Here is a 14,942-nt window from a genome sequence, read left to right on the forward strand (position 1 = left end):
CGTCGGGCCCACTGGACGTGGTCAATGCGTTCGTCCCCTGGGACTCGGTTCAGGACCTGCGCGCCTGGATGCCGCTGGGGGTCGCGGGGGTCATCGTCTGGAGCTTGTGGATCTACCGCTGGGTGCTGTCCCGGGCCTATCGCCCCGTCAGCAACCTGTACCGCACCAGCACGTCGGTGGTCGTGCCGTCGTTCCGTGAGGACGTCGAGATCCTGCGCCGCTGCCTGGCGACCTGGCTGGAGCAGAACCCGTCCGAGCTGATCGTGGTGCCGGACGTCGAGGACGTCGAGTGCATCGAGATGCTCAACCGGGTCGGTGACCCGCGTCTGCGCGTGCTGCCGTTCGCGCACCAGGGCAAGCGCTCGGCGCTCGGGGTGGGGATCCGGGCCGCACGCGGTGAGGTGCTGGTGCTGACCGACTCCGACACCGCCTGGGAGCCGGGGCTGCTCGACGCGGTGCAGATGCCGTTCCAGGACCCGGCCGTGGGCGCGGTCGCCACCCAGCAGAAGGTCTACAAGCGCTGGTCGAGCGTGTGGCGGGTGATCGCGGACTGGATCATCGACCTGCGGTACTACGACTACGTGCCGGCGATGGGTCGCGCCGGGGGTGTCATCTGCGTGTCCGGCCGTACCGCGGCCTACCGTCGCGAGGCCGTGCTGCCGGTGCTGCCGAACCTGGAGCACGAGTTCTTCCTGGGGCGCCGCTGCATCTCCGGTGACGACGGCCGGCTGACCTGGCTGGTGCTGGCCTCCGGCTACCAGACCGTGTTCCAGTCGAGCGCCCAGGCGATGTCGATGTTCCCGGCCAACTTCGCCGGGTTCGTGAAGCAGCGCATCCGCTGGAGCCGTAACTCCTACCGCTGCTACCTGACCGCGCTCTGGAAGGGCTGGCTGCGCGACGTGCCGTTCGTCTCCAAGATCACCGTGCTGCAGATCCTGCTCACGCCGGTCACCATGGGCATGGCCCTGACCTACCTGGTGCTCTCGCGCATGGCCCCGGGCTGGCAGGGCGTGGTGCTGGCGTTGTGCTGGCTGATGGCGGGCCGCCTGGTGCGCAGCGTCTCGCACCTGCGCCGGCACCCGGCCGACATCATCCTGCTGCCGGTGGTGACGCTGGTGGTCATCCTGATCTCGCTGCCGATCAAGCTGTACGCCTTCGTCACGATGAACAAGCAGGGCTGGCTCACCCGCAACAGCGACCAGATCGGTGGCGACGGCCAGGACAACGCCTCGCTCGGGGTCAGCGTCGACGAGACCGGCCGCGGGGTGGTTCTCGATGTCCGGTAAGACGTTCCGCCGGATCGCGGTGGGCGGCGCGGTGGCCGGGGTCCTGGTCGCCGCGTTCGGCGTGTCCACGGTCACCGCCGCCCCGCGCTCCGCCACGACGGCCCCCGCCGACGGCCCGGTGCTCGCCGCGAAGGCGGCCCGCGCCGATCCGCTGCACCAGGCCGAGCTGGTCACGGGGGAGGACCAGCGGGTCACCCGGGCGCTGCTGACCCCGGCCGTGCGCAAGGAGAAGGGCGCCGGCACGGGGCCCTACCGGGCGCGCTCGAACGGCCAGTACACGCTGGTGCTGACCGCCCGTAAGCGGCCCTACAGCTGGGACGACCTGCGAAAGCTGTCGCCGGACAAGCTGGTTCCGCAGGCCGACGGTTCCTTCCTGCTGCGGGAGCACGTGCTGGTCGGGCCGGGGGCCACCCTGGCGATCAGCCCGAGCCGCCCGCTGAGGATCAAGATGAGTTCGGGTCCCGACGGTTTCGTCTCGATCGTCACCGACGGCGGCCGGCTGCGCCTGAACGGCACGGCCACGGCGCCGATCTCGATCCTGAGCTGGGACGAGTCGCACGGCAAGCCCGACCAGAAGCTCGGCGACGGACGGGCCTACGTGCGAGCCAGCGGCCAGCTGCAGGCGACCTGGACGAAGTTCAGCCGGCTCGGTTTCTGGAGCGGGCGCACCGGGGGTGTGGCCGTGGTCGCCTCCTCGTCGCTGCCCACCACGAACCTCAGCACCAGCGCCGCGACGGGCGTCACCGACGACCCGGTCGCGCAGCGCGCGGCGAGCCACACCGACATCCTGCCCGCGGGCAAGACGCCCACCACGGTGCAGGACGAGACGGCGTCGTTCACGTCGTCGATCAGTGACTCCTCCATGACCGGAAACGCTTTCGGGCTGTTCCTGTCCGGCTCGTCCGGCCCGCAGGTGACCAAGACGGTGATCAGCAAGAGCCTGGTCGACGGCCTGGTGCTGCACCGCAACGTGTCCACCGCGACGATCCGCGACGTGAAGGTCGAACTGTCGGCCGTCGACGGCGTGGTCATCAACCGCAACGTCGAGGGCACGGTGCTCACGCAGCTGGACGTGCAGCGCAACGGCCGTGACGGGGTCGTGCTCAACGGCAGTCCGCTGGCCGACGGGCCCTCACCCAGTGGCGCGTCCACGCGTCCGTTCGGCAACAACGTCCTGACCACCAGCAAGAGCACCGGCAACGGACGCATCGGGGTGCACGTCGCCGGCGGCGTCGCGATCACCGTGCAGGGAAACACCGTGACCGGTGGGCATTCCGGCATCGTGGTCTCGGACCAGGCCCGCGACGTCACGGTGAACAGCAACACGGTCAAGGACACCTCGGTCAACGGTATCCAGGTGCGCGACGACTCACACGCCGAGCTCACGTCGAACAACGTGATCGGGTCGGCCACCGGGGTGCACATCCGGGACGCGGTGGCGACGTTGCGCGACAACTCCACCTCGGGCGTGACGCTGCACGCGTTCACGTTCGTCGGGCACGTGGCCGGCAGCCGGGCCGACGGCAACCAGTTGCGCGGCTCGGGCACCTCGGCCGTGGACCTGGTGCGGGTCAGCGGTGACGAGCCGAAGGTGACCGACACCGACGACTCCGGCTGGTCGAAGACCGTCACCAAGGACTCGCTCGTCAGCATTCTCCTGCATCCGCTCACGATGGTCTGGATCGGTGTCGGCATCCTGCTGCTCCTGATGAGCCGTCCCCGGCGCGGTACCCGTACCCCCTACCTGGCTGATCCTCTGATCTCGCGGGTCGGGCCGGTGGGTGGTCACCTCCCGGCGGTGCAGTCGGTCGGGAATGCGGAGACGGCGGTGGAAATGCACGCGCTGCCGTCGGAAACGTCTCGACAGCCGAAAACCGCCCGGCACCCCGAATTCGCCCCGCACTCCGAGACTGTCCGGCACCCCGAATTCGCCCCGCTCCCCGAGACTGTCCGGCACGCCGAGACTGCCCAGAACGCCGAGACCGTGCGGATGACGCCGGTCGCGGCCTCGCCGCTCGCCAGGACCCAGCCCCACCCGGAGCCCGCCCTGGCCGCCGCCGGCAACGGTGTCGGTGCCGGCGCCGGATCGGCTGGTTCAGCCGGCGCCGGTTCGGCCGGCCCCACGATGCGTGGCCCGGAGACGCCACGCCGGGAACGTGGGCGTTCGCAGACGGGTGCCCAGGGGCAGGCCGGTCGCGAGTCGACGAGGCGAGAGACCGTCGCCCGCGAAGCGGCCGCCCGGGAACACACAGCCCGGCAAGCAGCCCGGGAAGCGGCAGCCCAGGAACACGCGGTCCGGGAAGCGGCCGCCCGGGAACACGCAGCTCGGGACGCGGCGGCGCGGGAACACGCGGCGCGGGAACACGCGGCGCGGGAACACGCGGTCCGGGAAGGGGCGGCGCGGGAACACGCGGCGCGGGAACACGCGGTCCGGGAAGGGGCGGCGCGGGAACACGCGGCTCGGGAACACGCAGCTCGGGAACAGGCAGCCCGGGAACAGGCAGCCCGGGAACAGGGAGCCCAGGAAGCAGCGGCCCAGGATACGACAACCCGGCAGAGCAGCACCCGGCAGAGCGCCACCCGGGAGACGTCAGCCCAGGAGGCAGCGTCGGCGCCGACGAGCCGCAATCCGGAACCGGCCTCCCGCTACCGTCCGCGCAGTGCGACCCCGTCCCCGGCGACCCCCGGCGACCGGCCACGCCGAGCCCGGACGGACTCTCCCACCCGCGACCAGTCCACCCAGCCTGACCAGGGCAGCGCCCAGCCCGCCCGGATCAGCGAGGCCGGCGTCCCTCGTCCCACCCCGGCCCGACCCTTGGTGCCGGGTCTGCAGCCGAGGCGAGCACAACGTCCGCAAGCAGTGAGGCCCGGAAACCCCGCCGACCACCCGGGCCACCGCGCCACCCCTCACCACACCGGCAGCCAGCACCCGAACAGCCAGCACCCGAACAACCAGCACCCGAACAACCAGCACGTCGGCACCCGAGCCGGCTTCTCCGAACCCGAGCCCCCGGTGGCCGCCGACTGGAGGCAGGCGCGTCCGGCGTCCACCGGAGCCCAGGCCCCCACGCCCGTGGTGCCCCGTCAGCAACCCGACGTGAGCATCGACGTCCGTGATTCCCGCCCCCGTGGACGCCAGAACGAACGTCTGAACGACCGCCCGAACGAACCCGGCCGCGCCGGGACCAGCCAGAACGCCGGGACCAGCCAGAACGCCGAGACCCACCAGAACGAGGGCAGCACCGTGATCGACCTGGCCATCGCCGAGGCCCGGATCAACCCCGCCACCCCGCGCCGCCGCCGGGCGGTGGGCCGGTGAACGGGCCGAAGGGTGGTCCGCTGATGGCCGTCGCCGTTCTCGGCCTGGTCGTCACGTTCGGCGCGGGCTGGGCCGTGGGGCAGAACGGGTCCGACGAAACCTCGCAGGCCGTCAGCACTCCCGCTCCGGACATCACGTCGGTGGCGACCCCGGCCGCCACCACCCCGGACCCGGACGACACCGTCCTGCCCGCCGAGACGTCCACCCAGCCGTCCGATTCGGACGACTACGCGGCCAGCCGGATCAAGCTGCCGTCGGTGGACAAGTGGAAGACGCCTCCCGTCGCGGTGTTCCGCTGTCCCAAGGCCACCGTCACCGTCTCGACCAGTGACCAGCTGCAGCGAGCGCTCGACACCGCCAAGGCCGGTACCTCGATCCGGATCGCGGACGGGCTCTACACCGGCAAGTTCCGCACCAGCCGCGACGGCACCGCCAAGAAGCCGATCTACCTGTGCGGGGGCCGGGGCGCGGTGCTCGAGGCGGGGGCGGTCAAGGGCGGGTACTCGCTGCACTTCGACGGCGCTTCGTACTGGCGCGCCAACGGTTTCACCGTGCGCAACGGCCAGAAGGGCATCATGGTCGACGCCGGCACCGGCATCGGCCTGCAGAACCTGCTGGTCGAGCAGATCGGTGACGAGGCCGTGCACCTGCGCACCGGCAGCACGAAGAACGTGGTGCGGGGCCTGACCATCCGCGATACCGGCCGACGCAAGCCGCAGTACGGCGAGGGTGTCTACATCGGCACGGCCGAGAGCAACTGGTGCGAGTACACCGACTGCCAGCCGGATCCCAGCAACGACAACTTTGTCCTGGGCAACACCATCTCCGGGACCACGGCCGAGAGCGTCGACATCAAGGAAGGCACCAAGGGCGGGGTGCTGAGCGGCAACACCTTCAACGGGTCGGCCATGACCGAGGGCGACAGCTGGGTGGACGTGAAGGGCAACGGCTGGCTGATCTCGAACAACACCGGAACCTCCTCGCGCGCGGACGGTTACAAGGTGCTCGAGATCCTCGACGGCTGGGGCTGGCGCAACCTGTTCGCGGCCAACCGGTCCACGGTCAAGGGCAGCGGTTACGCCGTCAACGTGACCAAGCGGCACAGCGACAACGTGGTGCTGTGCGACAACACCGTCACGTCGGCCGCCAAGGGCCTGACCACGATCGACTGCTCGAGGAAGTAGCTACTTGTCCACGTCCCCGACGACGAAGAACGTGGACCCGAGAATCGCCACCAGGTCGGAGAGCAGGCAGCCCGGCAGCAGTTCGCTGAGCACCTGCACGTTGCTGAACGAGGCCGAGCGCAGCTTCAGCCGCCAGGGCACCTTGTCGCCCTTGCTGACCAGGTAGTACCCGTTGAGCCCGAGCGGGTTCTCGGTCCAGCGGTAGACGTGGCCGGCCGGAACCTTCAGGACCTTGGGCAGTTTCGTGTTGATCGGGCCGGGTGGCAGTTCGCGCAGCCGTTCCACGCAGGCCTGCGCCAGGTCGAGGCTCACGTGCACCTGCTCCACCAGGACCTCGAACCGGGCCAGGCAGTCGCCCTCGGTGCGGGTGACCACGCGACCCGGCCCGCCGGGGGCGAACAGCTCGCCGTAGGCCAGGTAGGGGTCGTCACGGCGCAGGTCGATGTCGAGCCCGCTGGCCCGCGCGACCGGACCGCTCACCCCGTAGGCGGCGGCCGTCTCCCTCGACAGCACACCCACACCGCGCGTCCTCGCCCGAAGGATCTCGTTGCCCACGATCAGCGACTCCAGCCGGGGCAACCGCCGGCGCACGGCCGCGATCGTCTTCAGCACCCGGGCGGTCCAGCCCGCGGGCAGGTCTTCCTTCAGGCCGCCGACCCGGTTGAACATGTAGTGCATGCGCCCGCCGCTGATCTCCTCCATCACCGCCTGCAGTTCCTCCCGCTCGGTGAACGAGTAGAAGACCGGCGTGATCGCCCCGAGCTCCAGCGGGTACGAGCCCAGGAACATCAGGTGATTGAGGACGCGGTTGAGCTCGGCCAGGAGGGTGCGGGCCCAGACGGCCCGTTCCGGCACCTCGAGTTCGAGCATCTGCTCGGCGGCCAGCACCACGCCGAGTTCGTTGGCGAACGCGGAGAGCCAGTCGTGGCGGTTGGCCAGCACGATGATCTGCCGGTAGTCGCGCACCTCGAAGAGCTTCTCGGCGCCACGGTGCATGTACCCGACGATCGGCTCGGCGCTGATCACGCGCTCGCCGTCGACCACGACGCGCAGCCGCAGCACACCGTGGGTGGCCGGGTGCTGCGGGCCGATGTTGAGCACCATGTCCGACGTGGCCAGCCCCCCGGCCCCGAGCGCGACGGTCAGGGCCCGGGCGTCACCACCGTCAGTGGAAGTCACGGTGCCGAGTCTGTCACCTGCCGGGCGGCGCGGCCTCGCTTATCGGTGCGGGATCACGAGCGCGATGGCGGACGCGGCGGCGCCCCCTGGTGGGCGGGCGGCGGGATCGCGGTGCTTTCGATGATCGACCATCGAACGCGGCGTGGTCGGGGCTCGGGGAGGGCGTGGCGATCGCAGGCGGGGGTTCATCGGGTCTGGGTCGGGGCGGGCAGGTGTGACATCCTGCGGAATATGGCCGGGACGACGGATGGTTCGCTGGGCGACGTGTTCGATGCCGACGGCGTGGTCTGGACGCCGGTCTCGCAACGGCTGGCCTCGGCCCGACGGGCCTGGCTCGGCCTGGAGACCGTGGTCGGTGCGGTCGTGCTCGCGATTCCCGCGGTGCTCTGGACCCCGTGGTTCTGGATCGGCGTGGCGGCCGTTGTCGCCGCGTTCTTCTGGGGCTGGTGGCTCGTCGGCCGGCAGGTGCGGGCCTGGGGTTACGCCGAACGCGCCGACGACCTGCTGATCCGGCACGGCGTGATGTTCCGGGAGCTGGTCGTGGTGCCGTACGGGCGGATGCAGTTCGTCGACGTGCAGGCCGGTCCCGTCGATCAGTTGTTCGGTGTGGCGCACATCCAGCTGCACACCGCCTCCGCCGGCACCGACGCCCGCATCCCGGGCCTGATCGCGGCCGAGGCCTCACGCCTGCGTGACCGCCTCGCCTCCCGCGGCGAGGCCAGGCTGGCGGGTCTGTGAGCCAGCCGCCGTACGAGAATCAGCCGCCGTACGAGAACCAGTCGCCGTACGAGAACCAGCCGCCGTATGAGAATCAGCCGCCGTACGAGAACCAGTCGCCCTTCCCGAATCAGCCGGATGCGGCCCGGCCCGAGATGGCCCGGCCCGAGATGGCGCGGTCCGGCCTGGCCGACGGCCAGTGGCACCTCATGCATCCGGCCACGCCGTTCCTGCGCTCGTGGCAGGTCATCGCCGTGGTGCTGGTCTTCATCGTGCAGAGCCTGGGCAACAACGCGCTCTCCGGTGAGGGTTTCGAGCGTCCGCACCTGGGGGGTCGCTGGCTGGCCGGGGGCGGGGCGCTGGTCGTGCTGGTGGTGCTGATCGGCATCGGGATCGCGTTCGTGGTCTGGCGCAGCACCCGGTTCCGGGTGCTCGACGAGGCGCTGGAACTGCACTCGGGCATCCTCTTCCGCAAGCAGCGCAGCGCCCGGCTCGACCGGATGCAGGCCGTCGACGTGGTGCAGCCCTTCCTCGCCCGGCTGCTCGGCCTGGCCCGGCTGACGGTCGAGGTGGCGGGCGGCAAGGAGTCCAACGTCGCCCTGTCCTACCTGCGGGAGGACGACGCGCGCGCCCTGCGCAACCACCTCCTGGCCTCGGCCGCGGGCGTCACCTACGAGGGACCGCACGCGCCGGAGGCCCCGGAACGCAGCACGCTCGAGGTCCCGGTCGGCCGGCTGATCGCGTCGCTGGTGGTCAGCGGACCGGCCATCGGGTTCGTCGTCGGGGTGCTGGTGCTCGCGGTGATCAGTGTCGTGATCGGCCATCCCGGGCCGCTGTTCGGCTCGTTCGCCCCGCTGCTGGGCGCCGCCGGCGTGCTCTGGACCCGCTTCACCAACGGTTTCGGCTTCCGCGTCGCCGACTCACCCGACGGGCTGCGGCTGCGCTACGGCCTGCTCGAGCAGCGCACCCAGACCGTGCCGCCGGGCCGGGTGCAGGCGGTGCGTATCAGCCAGGGCCTGCTCTGGCGCCGTCTGGACTGGTGGACCGTGCACGTCAACATCGCGGGCTACGGCAACGAGGACAAGGACAAGAACACCGGCACGACGCTGCTGCCGGTCGGGCCCAAGGTCGACGCGGTCGGTGTGCTCTCCCTGGTGCTGCCCGACCTCGGGGCGTCCCCCGGCGAGAATCCGTGGGACGTGGTGGACGCCGGTCTGCGCGGCACCGGCCCGCAGGCGGGATTCCTCACCGCACCGCGTCGTTCGCGCTGGGTCGACCCGATCTCCTGGGGACGATCCGGCGTCCGCGTCACCGACCAGGCCCTGCTCATCCGCAGCGGCCGGATCTACCGCCACCTCGACATCGTCCCGCACGCCCGCACCCAGAGCCTGGGCCTCAGCCAGGGCCCGCTGCAGCGCCGGCTCGCGCTCGCCTCGTTCGCCGTGCACTCCACCGCCGGGCCGGTCGAACCGGTGGCCTCGCACCTCGACCAGATCCAGGCCGGTGAGCTCCTCGCCGTTCAGTCGGCGCGGGCCGAGCTGGCCCGCAAGCACTCCGGCCCGGAACGCTGGATGGAACAAGGCAGTTCGGTGGAACCCGGCGGTTCACAGGTCGCAGAGCAGCCAGGCGAAGCCTCCTAACCCGCCCGGGTCGAGCAGTTCGGCGTCGCTCACCCCGAGCTGCGCCAGGGCCCGGGCCTGGGTGGTCAGCGTGCCCGAGCCCCAGGCCGCGAGCACCGAGTCGATGGCGACGTGGGCCGTGACGTCCATGGAACCGTCGGGCCGGGGCGGCACCGCCCGTCCTCGCGAGAACCCGGTCAGGCTGCCTGCATTCGGCCGCTCGATGCGGGTGTGCGCGTAGTCGACGCACAGGGCCGCCACCGCCCCGGCCCGGCTCGCGCGCTCGAGCAGGCTGCGCCAGAACCGGTCCCGGGGCAGTCCGACCTCGATCCGGTCGCCCTCCTCGAGCCCGTCGGCCGGCCACCAGTGCTGGGTCCAGGCCAGGTCGACGGTGGACGCGCGTCCGCCCAGACTCTCCCGCCCGGTTCGCGGGTCGACGAGTACCGGCCGGGGCCGTCCCCTTTCGTCGACCTCCAGCACGTTCACGGGGATGACGTCGAGCAGTTCCCAGGCGACCACCAAGGCGCCTTCGAGAGCGGCGTCGGGCAGCGCGTCCACCATCTGCGCCCACGTGATCGACGGTGACAGGCCCGTGGGCCGGGCCACCACGTCCACTCCCCAGAGCTCGAGCGATGAGCCCACGAGTGCGGTGAGGAGCTCACCCCGGCCGGCCCCCACGTCCACCAGCCGGCTCGCCCCGAGCGACGCGGCGAGCCGCGAGACCGCCTGCCCCAGCTCACCGGGAGCCGCGTGCGAGGCGGTGCGGAAGTGGCCGGCCGGACCTTCGGGACGCCGGTAGAAACCGTCCGGCCCGTAGAGCGCCGTCTGCCAGGCGTCCCGCCAGAGCCTCACCGCCGGCTCACTCCGGGCGGCGGAGCACCAGCGCGACGTCCGTGACCGTGAACAGGAACCGGCCCTGCGCCGCGAGCGCCGCCAGTCCCTCGACCCAGGTGACGGCCCGGGCCGCGAGCTCCGGGTCGTCCTTGGTCGCGGCCAGCACGCCCATCGCCACCTTCCAGCTCACCGACCCCTGGTCGAAGCGCCGGTGCGGGTCGGCCCAGGTGTCCACGGTGACCGTCTCGAACGGCGACCGGGTGGCCAGCGACAGCAGCTTACGGCCCATGAAACCGTCGGCGCGCTCGGCGAAACCGGGCACCGTGGAGACGAAACGATCGACCAGCAGCCGGGTCAGCGCGTCGTCGGAACTGGCGAACAGCGCCGTGTCCCAGTCGCTGTGGGCCAGCACCAGCAGGCCGCCCGGCCGCAGCACCCGATGACACTCGGCCAGGTGCTCGAGCGGATCGGCCACGTGCTCGGCCACGTTCAGCGAGATCACCCGGTCGAGCGAGGCCTCGGCGAAGGGCAGCGGTTCTTCCAGGTCGGCGAGCAGCGAGCGCACCCGGGCGTCGTTGAGCACGTCGTCGTCGAGGCTGGAGGCCGAGTCGACCGCGTGCACCCGCTTCGGCTCGGTGCCGTTCGCCGTCGCGGACCTCAGCAGGGCCCGCACGATACGGCCCGGGCCGGTGCCCAGATCGGCGATCTCGAGCCCGGGCCGGTCGAGGCCGACCAGTTCAGCAATGCGTTCGTGACGTCCCACGCTGCAACACTAGAGCTTCTGCCCGAGGGGGTGGCCCCGCGTCGTCAGTTGGTTACCCTGCCCTGGTGTCTGAATCGCATCGTCCGTCCGACCGCCCGGGACGCCTCGGCGTCGGAGTGATCGGCGCCGGCCGGGTCGGGGCCGTGCTCGGATCGGCCCTGCGAGCGGCCGGTCACGCGGTCGTCGGCGTGAGTGCCGTGTCCGAGGCGAGCCGCGAGCGCGCGTCGGTGCTGCTGCCCGGTGTGCCGGTGCTCGAGGTTCCCGACGTCGTGGAACGTGCCGAGCTGGTCGTGATCGCGATCCCCGACGACGCCCTGCCCGGCCTGGTCACCGGCCTGACCGAGACCGGCGCCTGGCAGCCCGGTCAGCTGATCGTGCACACCAGCGGGCGCTTCGGCTGGAAGGTCCTGGAGCCCGCCGTCAGTCGTGGTGCGATCCCGCTGGCCCTGCACCCGGCGATGACGTTCACCGGCACGAGCCTCGACCTGAGCCGGCTGGTCGACTGCTGCTTCGGCGTGACGGCGCCCGGCCCGGTGCTGCCGATCGCGCAGGCGCTGGTGGTCGAGATGGGCGCCGAGCCGGTGGTGATCGACGAGAACATGCGCGGGCTCTACCACGCGGCGCTCGCCCACGGCTCGAACCATCTGGTCACGCTGGTGGCGCAGGCTCTCGACCTCCTGCGCGGGGCCGGTGTCGAAGACCCGGCCCGGTTGCTCGCCCCGCTGCTGTCGGCCTCGCTCGACAACTCGCTGCGCGGCGGTGACAACGCCCTGACCGGCCCGGTCGCCCGGGGTGACGCGGGCACGCTGGCCGATCACCTGACCGCGATCCGGGCGCTGGGGGAGCGGGGCGAGGGCACGCTGGAGACCTACCGGGCGATGTCCCGGGCCACGGCCGACCGGGCTCTGGCGTCGGGACGGCTGCCGGTGGCGAGTGCGGAGGCGTTGCTGGCAGCGCTGAACTCGGAGCCCGAGGCGTAGGCGACCGGCTCCGGTGACGTGGCGTCAGCCGGTGGGCTGACCGTGGTGGCCTGACGGTGGTGGGCTGACCGTGGTGGCCTGACCGTGATGGCCTGACCCGGGGCGGGGTCCTGACCTGGTGGCCTGCTTCGGCGCGCGGCCTGACCCGGCCTGACCTGACCGACCCGGCCTGACCTGGGCAGGGGGAGCAGGCTTTTCTTTTCGGATCCCCGCACGATCTGTAACGAATGCGGCCGCTTTCCTTGTCGATCGTCCGGGGTCCTCGAAAACGGCTGCCCCTCCTCTGGGGAGGTACCCGCCTCGTCCTCCCGATCGTCCGCAAAAAGGTGTGAGCGCCAACCGGGACCGAACCCCAGGAGTAGCTCGCGTCACGCGACCGGCCCTCAGCCGTCCGTTACATGACGAGTAGGTTAAGCGCCATGTCCACAGTTGTGGCCCGGACCCGGGACGAGCTCGCCGTAGCCCGCGAGAAGCTGCACGGCACGGTCGGTGTCGTGATGACGATGGGTGCCCTGCACGCGGGGCACGCCGAGCTGGTGCGCCAGGCGCGCGAGCGTGCCGACAGCGTCGTCGTGACGATCTTCCTCAACCCGCTGCAGTTCGGCCCGAACGAAGACCTGGCCAAGTATCCGCGCACCTTCGAGGCCGACCTGGCACTGTGCGAGGCCGAGGGGGTCGACCTGGTGTTCGCCCCCTCGCCCGACGTGGTCTACCCGGGGGGTGACCCGGGCGTGCGGATGTCGGCCGGCGTCCTCGGTGACAAACTCGAGGGGGCCTCGCGGCCGGGGCATTTCGACGGGGTGCTGACCGTGGTGGCCAAGATGTTCCACCTCACGCGGCCCAGCCTGGCGTTCTTCGGGCAGAAGGACGCGCAGCAGCTCCTGCTGATCCGCCGGATGGCCACCGACCTCGACTTCGGCCTGGAGATCGTGGCCGTGCCCACCGTGCGCGAGCCCGACGGCCTGGCCCTGAGCAGCCGCAACCGTTACCTGAGCGGGCTCGACCGGGAGTCGGCCCTGGCCTTGTCGAAGGCGCTGGACGCGGGTCTCGCGGTGCGCGAGCAGGGCTCGGCCGCGGTGCGCCGGGCCGCCCGCGACGTGCTGGTGGCCGAGCCGCTGGTGCAGGTCGACTACCTGGTGCTGGTCGATCCGGTGACGCTCGACGACGTGCCCGAGTGGTACCAGGGCGAGGCGGTGCTGCTGGTCGCGGCCAAGGTGGGCACGACCCGGCTGATCGACAACCGGCCCCTGGTCGTGGGTGGCGGGCTGTGAGCACCGGGCCGGGGACCACCACGTCGTCCCCCGTTCGACCCCGGCTGGCCACGAGTCTGGCGACGCCGGAGGTCGGCTGGACCACCCGGGCCGACGTGATCGTGGTCGGCTCGGGCATCGCGGGTCTCACCGCCGCGCTGCGTCTGCGCCGCCGGGTGCCGCGCGTGCTGCTGGTGACCAAGACCGTGCTCGACTCCGGCTCGACCCGCTGGGCGCAGGGCGGCATCGCGGCGGCGCTGGCCCCGGAGGACTCCCCGGCCGAGCACCTCGACGACACCCTGGTGGCCGGCGTCGGGCTCTGTGACGAGGACGCCGTGCGCGCGCTGGTCACCGAGGGCCCGGCCCGGGTGCGTGAACTGGTCTCGCTGGGCGCCAATTTCGACCGCACGCCGGAGGGTGAGATCGCCCTGACCCGCGAGGGTGGGCACCACCGCGACCGCATCGCGCACGCCGGGGGTGACGCGACCGGCGCCGAGATCTCGCGCGCCCTGATCGCCGCCCTCGAGGCCGTGCGCGGCGACCCGGGCATCGAGGTGCTCGAACACGCCCTGGTGCTCGACGTGCTCACCGCGGCCGACGGAACGGCCTGCGGTGTCACGCTTCACGTCATCGGTGAGGGCAGCCGGGACGGAGTCGGCGCGGCTCTGGGGCGGGCCGTGGTGCTCGCGACCGGCGGTATCGGGCAGGTGTTCCAGTCGTCGACCAACCCGCGCGAGGCGACCGGCGACGGCATCGCCGCGGCGCTGCGGGCCGGCGCCGAGGTGGCCGACCTGGAGTTCGTGCAGTTCCACCCGACCGTGCTCTGGCTCGGCCAGAACGCCCGCGGTCAGCAGCCTCTCATCTCCGAGGCGGTGCGGGGCGAAGGTGCGCTGCTGGTCGACGTCAACGGCGTGCGCTTCATGCCCGGCGTGCACGAGATGGCCGAGCTCGCCCCACGCGACGTGGTGGCCAAGGCGATCGTGCGGCAGATGGCGGCCACCGGTTCGTCACACGTCTTCCTCGATGCTCGTCACCTGGGCCGCGACTTCTTGCGGCGGCGCTTCCCGACCATCGTGAACGCGCTGTCCGGGCACCGGTTCGACCTCGCCGAGGACCTGATCCCGGTGGCGCCCGCCCAGCACTACCACTCCGGCGGCATCCGGGTGGACGCCGTCGGCCGCTCCAGCGTGGCCGGTCTCTACGCGGCCGGCGAGTGCTCGTGCACCGGGGTGCACGGGGCCAACCGGCTCGCCAGCAACTCGCTGCTCGAGGGCCTGGTCTTCGCCCATCGGATTGTGGACGACGTGAGCACCCGGATCTCTCACGGTGACCTTCCGCAGCGGGAACCTTCGGCGCGCCCGGGACCGGCCGGCCTGCTGCCGGCCACCGCCCGGGTGAAGATCCAGCGGGCGGCCTCGGCCGGACCCGGGGTGATCCGCACCGCGGCCGGGCTGTCGGCCACGGCCGCCGACCTGGCCCGCATCTCGTCGGGTGTCCCGGTGGAGGTTCCGGCCGGGGCGCAGAAGCTCGACGTCACCCACGGCACGGCCGAGTGGGAGACGATGAACCTGCACGCGGTGGCCACGGCGCTGACCGCGTCAGCCGCGCTGCGCGAGGAGACCCGCGGTGGGCACTACCGCGAGGACTTCCCAGCGGCGTCCGAGAAGTGGCTGGGACGCCTGGTGGCCCGGCTGAATCCTGACGGCGAACTGGAGACCCGGTTCGCCGCTCTCCCGGAGGGAAAACTGTGAGCTGGGAATCCGTATGGCCCTCCGGGGTGGCCGAGGGCCTGGTCGCGGCCGGGCTCGACC

At 71.8% G+C, this 14,942-nt stretch carries 11 protein-coding genes; 8 read left to right on the forward strand and 3 right to left on the reverse strand.

Translation table 11 applies throughout. The features are described from left to right. Window positions 1–68 precede the first annotated feature (68 nt). Genes J2S57_RS13995 through J2S57_RS14005 form a run of 3 tightly spaced genes read left to right on the forward strand, consistent with a single transcriptional unit; the run spans window position 69 to window position 5,789 of the window. Window positions 69–1,286: a glycosyltransferase gene (locus tag J2S57_RS13995; protein WP_370882641.1), complete on the forward strand. Its 1,218-nt coding sequence runs from the start codon at window positions 69–71 to the stop codon at window positions 1,284–1,286. Further along, on the forward strand, window positions 1,276–4,605 hold the full coding sequence (locus J2S57_RS14000; protein WP_307242539.1) for a right-handed parallel beta-helix repeat-containing protein: 3,330 nt from the start codon (window positions 1,276–1,278) through the stop codon (window positions 4,603–4,605). Before J2S57_RS13995 ends, J2S57_RS14000 begins: the two co-directional genes overlap by 11 nt. Then, the gene (locus J2S57_RS14005) at window positions 4,602–5,789 is read left to right on the forward strand and encodes a right-handed parallel beta-helix repeat-containing protein (RefSeq protein WP_307242541.1); all 1,188 of its coding nucleotides are present in this window, start codon (window positions 4,602–4,604) and stop codon (window positions 5,787–5,789) included. Before J2S57_RS14000 ends, J2S57_RS14005 begins: the two co-directional genes overlap by 4 nt. On the opposite strand, the gene J2S57_RS14010 is transcribed toward J2S57_RS14005, so the two are convergent. Beyond that, complete coding sequence (locus J2S57_RS14010; protein ID WP_370882642.1) at window positions 5,790–6,893, reverse strand: NADH-quinone oxidoreductase subunit D; 1,104 nt, start codon at window positions 6,891–6,893, stop codon at window positions 5,790–5,792. A 306-nt stretch (window positions 6,894–7,199) separates the two neighbouring features. Here J2S57_RS14010 and J2S57_RS14015 point away from each other — a divergent pair, with 306 nt between their 5' ends. Both J2S57_RS14015 and J2S57_RS14020 read left to right on the forward strand, forming a co-directional pair. Then, window positions 7,200–7,706 (forward strand): PH domain-containing protein, encoded by a 507-nt coding sequence (locus tag J2S57_RS14015; RefSeq protein WP_307242545.1) that lies wholly within the window; start codon window positions 7,200–7,202, stop codon window positions 7,704–7,706. Then, a complete protein-coding gene (locus tag J2S57_RS14020; RefSeq protein ID WP_307242547.1) occupies window positions 7,703–9,325 on the forward strand; it encodes a PH domain-containing protein in 1,623 nt (540 codons plus the stop codon). The genes J2S57_RS14015 and J2S57_RS14020 overlap by 4 nt, the downstream gene beginning before the upstream one ends. Here the strand turns inward: J2S57_RS14020 and J2S57_RS14025 are convergent. After that, complete coding sequence (locus J2S57_RS14025; RefSeq protein WP_307242549.1) at window positions 9,290–10,156, reverse strand: SAM-dependent methyltransferase; 867 nt, start codon at window positions 10,154–10,156, stop codon at window positions 9,290–9,292. The genes J2S57_RS14020 and J2S57_RS14025 overlap by 36 nt on opposite strands. 7 nt (window positions 10,157–10,163) lie before the next feature. Next, a complete protein-coding gene (locus J2S57_RS14030; protein ID WP_307242551.1) occupies window positions 10,164–10,901 on the reverse strand; it encodes a methyltransferase domain-containing protein in 738 nt (245 codons plus the stop codon). A 65-nt stretch (window positions 10,902–10,966) separates the two neighbouring features. On the opposite strand from J2S57_RS14030, the gene J2S57_RS14035 reads away from it, so the two are divergent. The 3 genes from J2S57_RS14035 (at window position 10,967) to J2S57_RS14045 (ending at window position 14,882) form a co-directional block, all read left to right on the forward strand. Continuing rightward, window positions 10,967–11,881 (forward strand): Rossmann-like and DUF2520 domain-containing protein, encoded by a 915-nt coding sequence (locus J2S57_RS14035; RefSeq protein ID WP_307242553.1) that lies wholly within the window; start codon window positions 10,967–10,969, stop codon window positions 11,879–11,881. 419 nt (window positions 11,882–12,300) lie between these two features. After that, the gene (panC, locus tag J2S57_RS14040; RefSeq protein WP_307242556.1) at window positions 12,301–13,152 is read left to right on the forward strand and encodes a pantoate--beta-alanine ligase; all 852 of its coding nucleotides are present in this window, start codon (window positions 12,301–12,303) and stop codon (window positions 13,150–13,152) included. Next, a complete protein-coding gene (locus J2S57_RS14045) occupies window positions 13,149–14,882 on the forward strand; it encodes an L-aspartate oxidase (protein ID WP_307242559.1) in 1,734 nt (577 codons plus the stop codon). The genes panC and J2S57_RS14045 overlap by 4 nt, the downstream gene beginning before the upstream one ends. The last annotated feature ends 60 nt before the right edge of the window (window positions 14,883–14,942 follow it).

It is taken from the genome of Kineosporia succinea (genome assembly GCF_030811555.1).
In the GTDB taxonomy this organism is placed as follows: domain Bacteria; phylum Actinomycetota; class Actinomycetes; order Actinomycetales; family Kineosporiaceae; genus Kineosporia; species Kineosporia succinea.

Bases quoted from the DNA above. Each gene is read 5' to 3' on its own strand.
- J2S57_RS13995 (WP_370882641.1), top strand. From the start codon at position 69: ATGCCGCTGGGGGTCGCGGGGGTCATCGTCTGGAGCTTGTGGATCTAC.
- J2S57_RS14000 (WP_307242539.1), top strand. From the start codon at position 1,276: ATGTCCGGTAAGACGTTCCGCCGGATCGCGGTGGGCGGCGCGGTGGCC.
- J2S57_RS14010 (WP_370882642.1), bottom strand. From the start codon at position 6,893: ATGGTGCTCAACATCGGCCCGCAGCACCCGGCCACCCACGGTGTGCTG.
- J2S57_RS14015 (WP_307242545.1), top strand. From the start codon at position 7,200: ATGGCCGGGACGACGGATGGTTCGCTGGGCGACGTGTTCGATGCCGAC.
- panC (WP_307242556.1), top strand. From the start codon at position 12,301: ATGTCCACAGTTGTGGCCCGGACCCGGGACGAGCTCGCCGTAGCCCGC.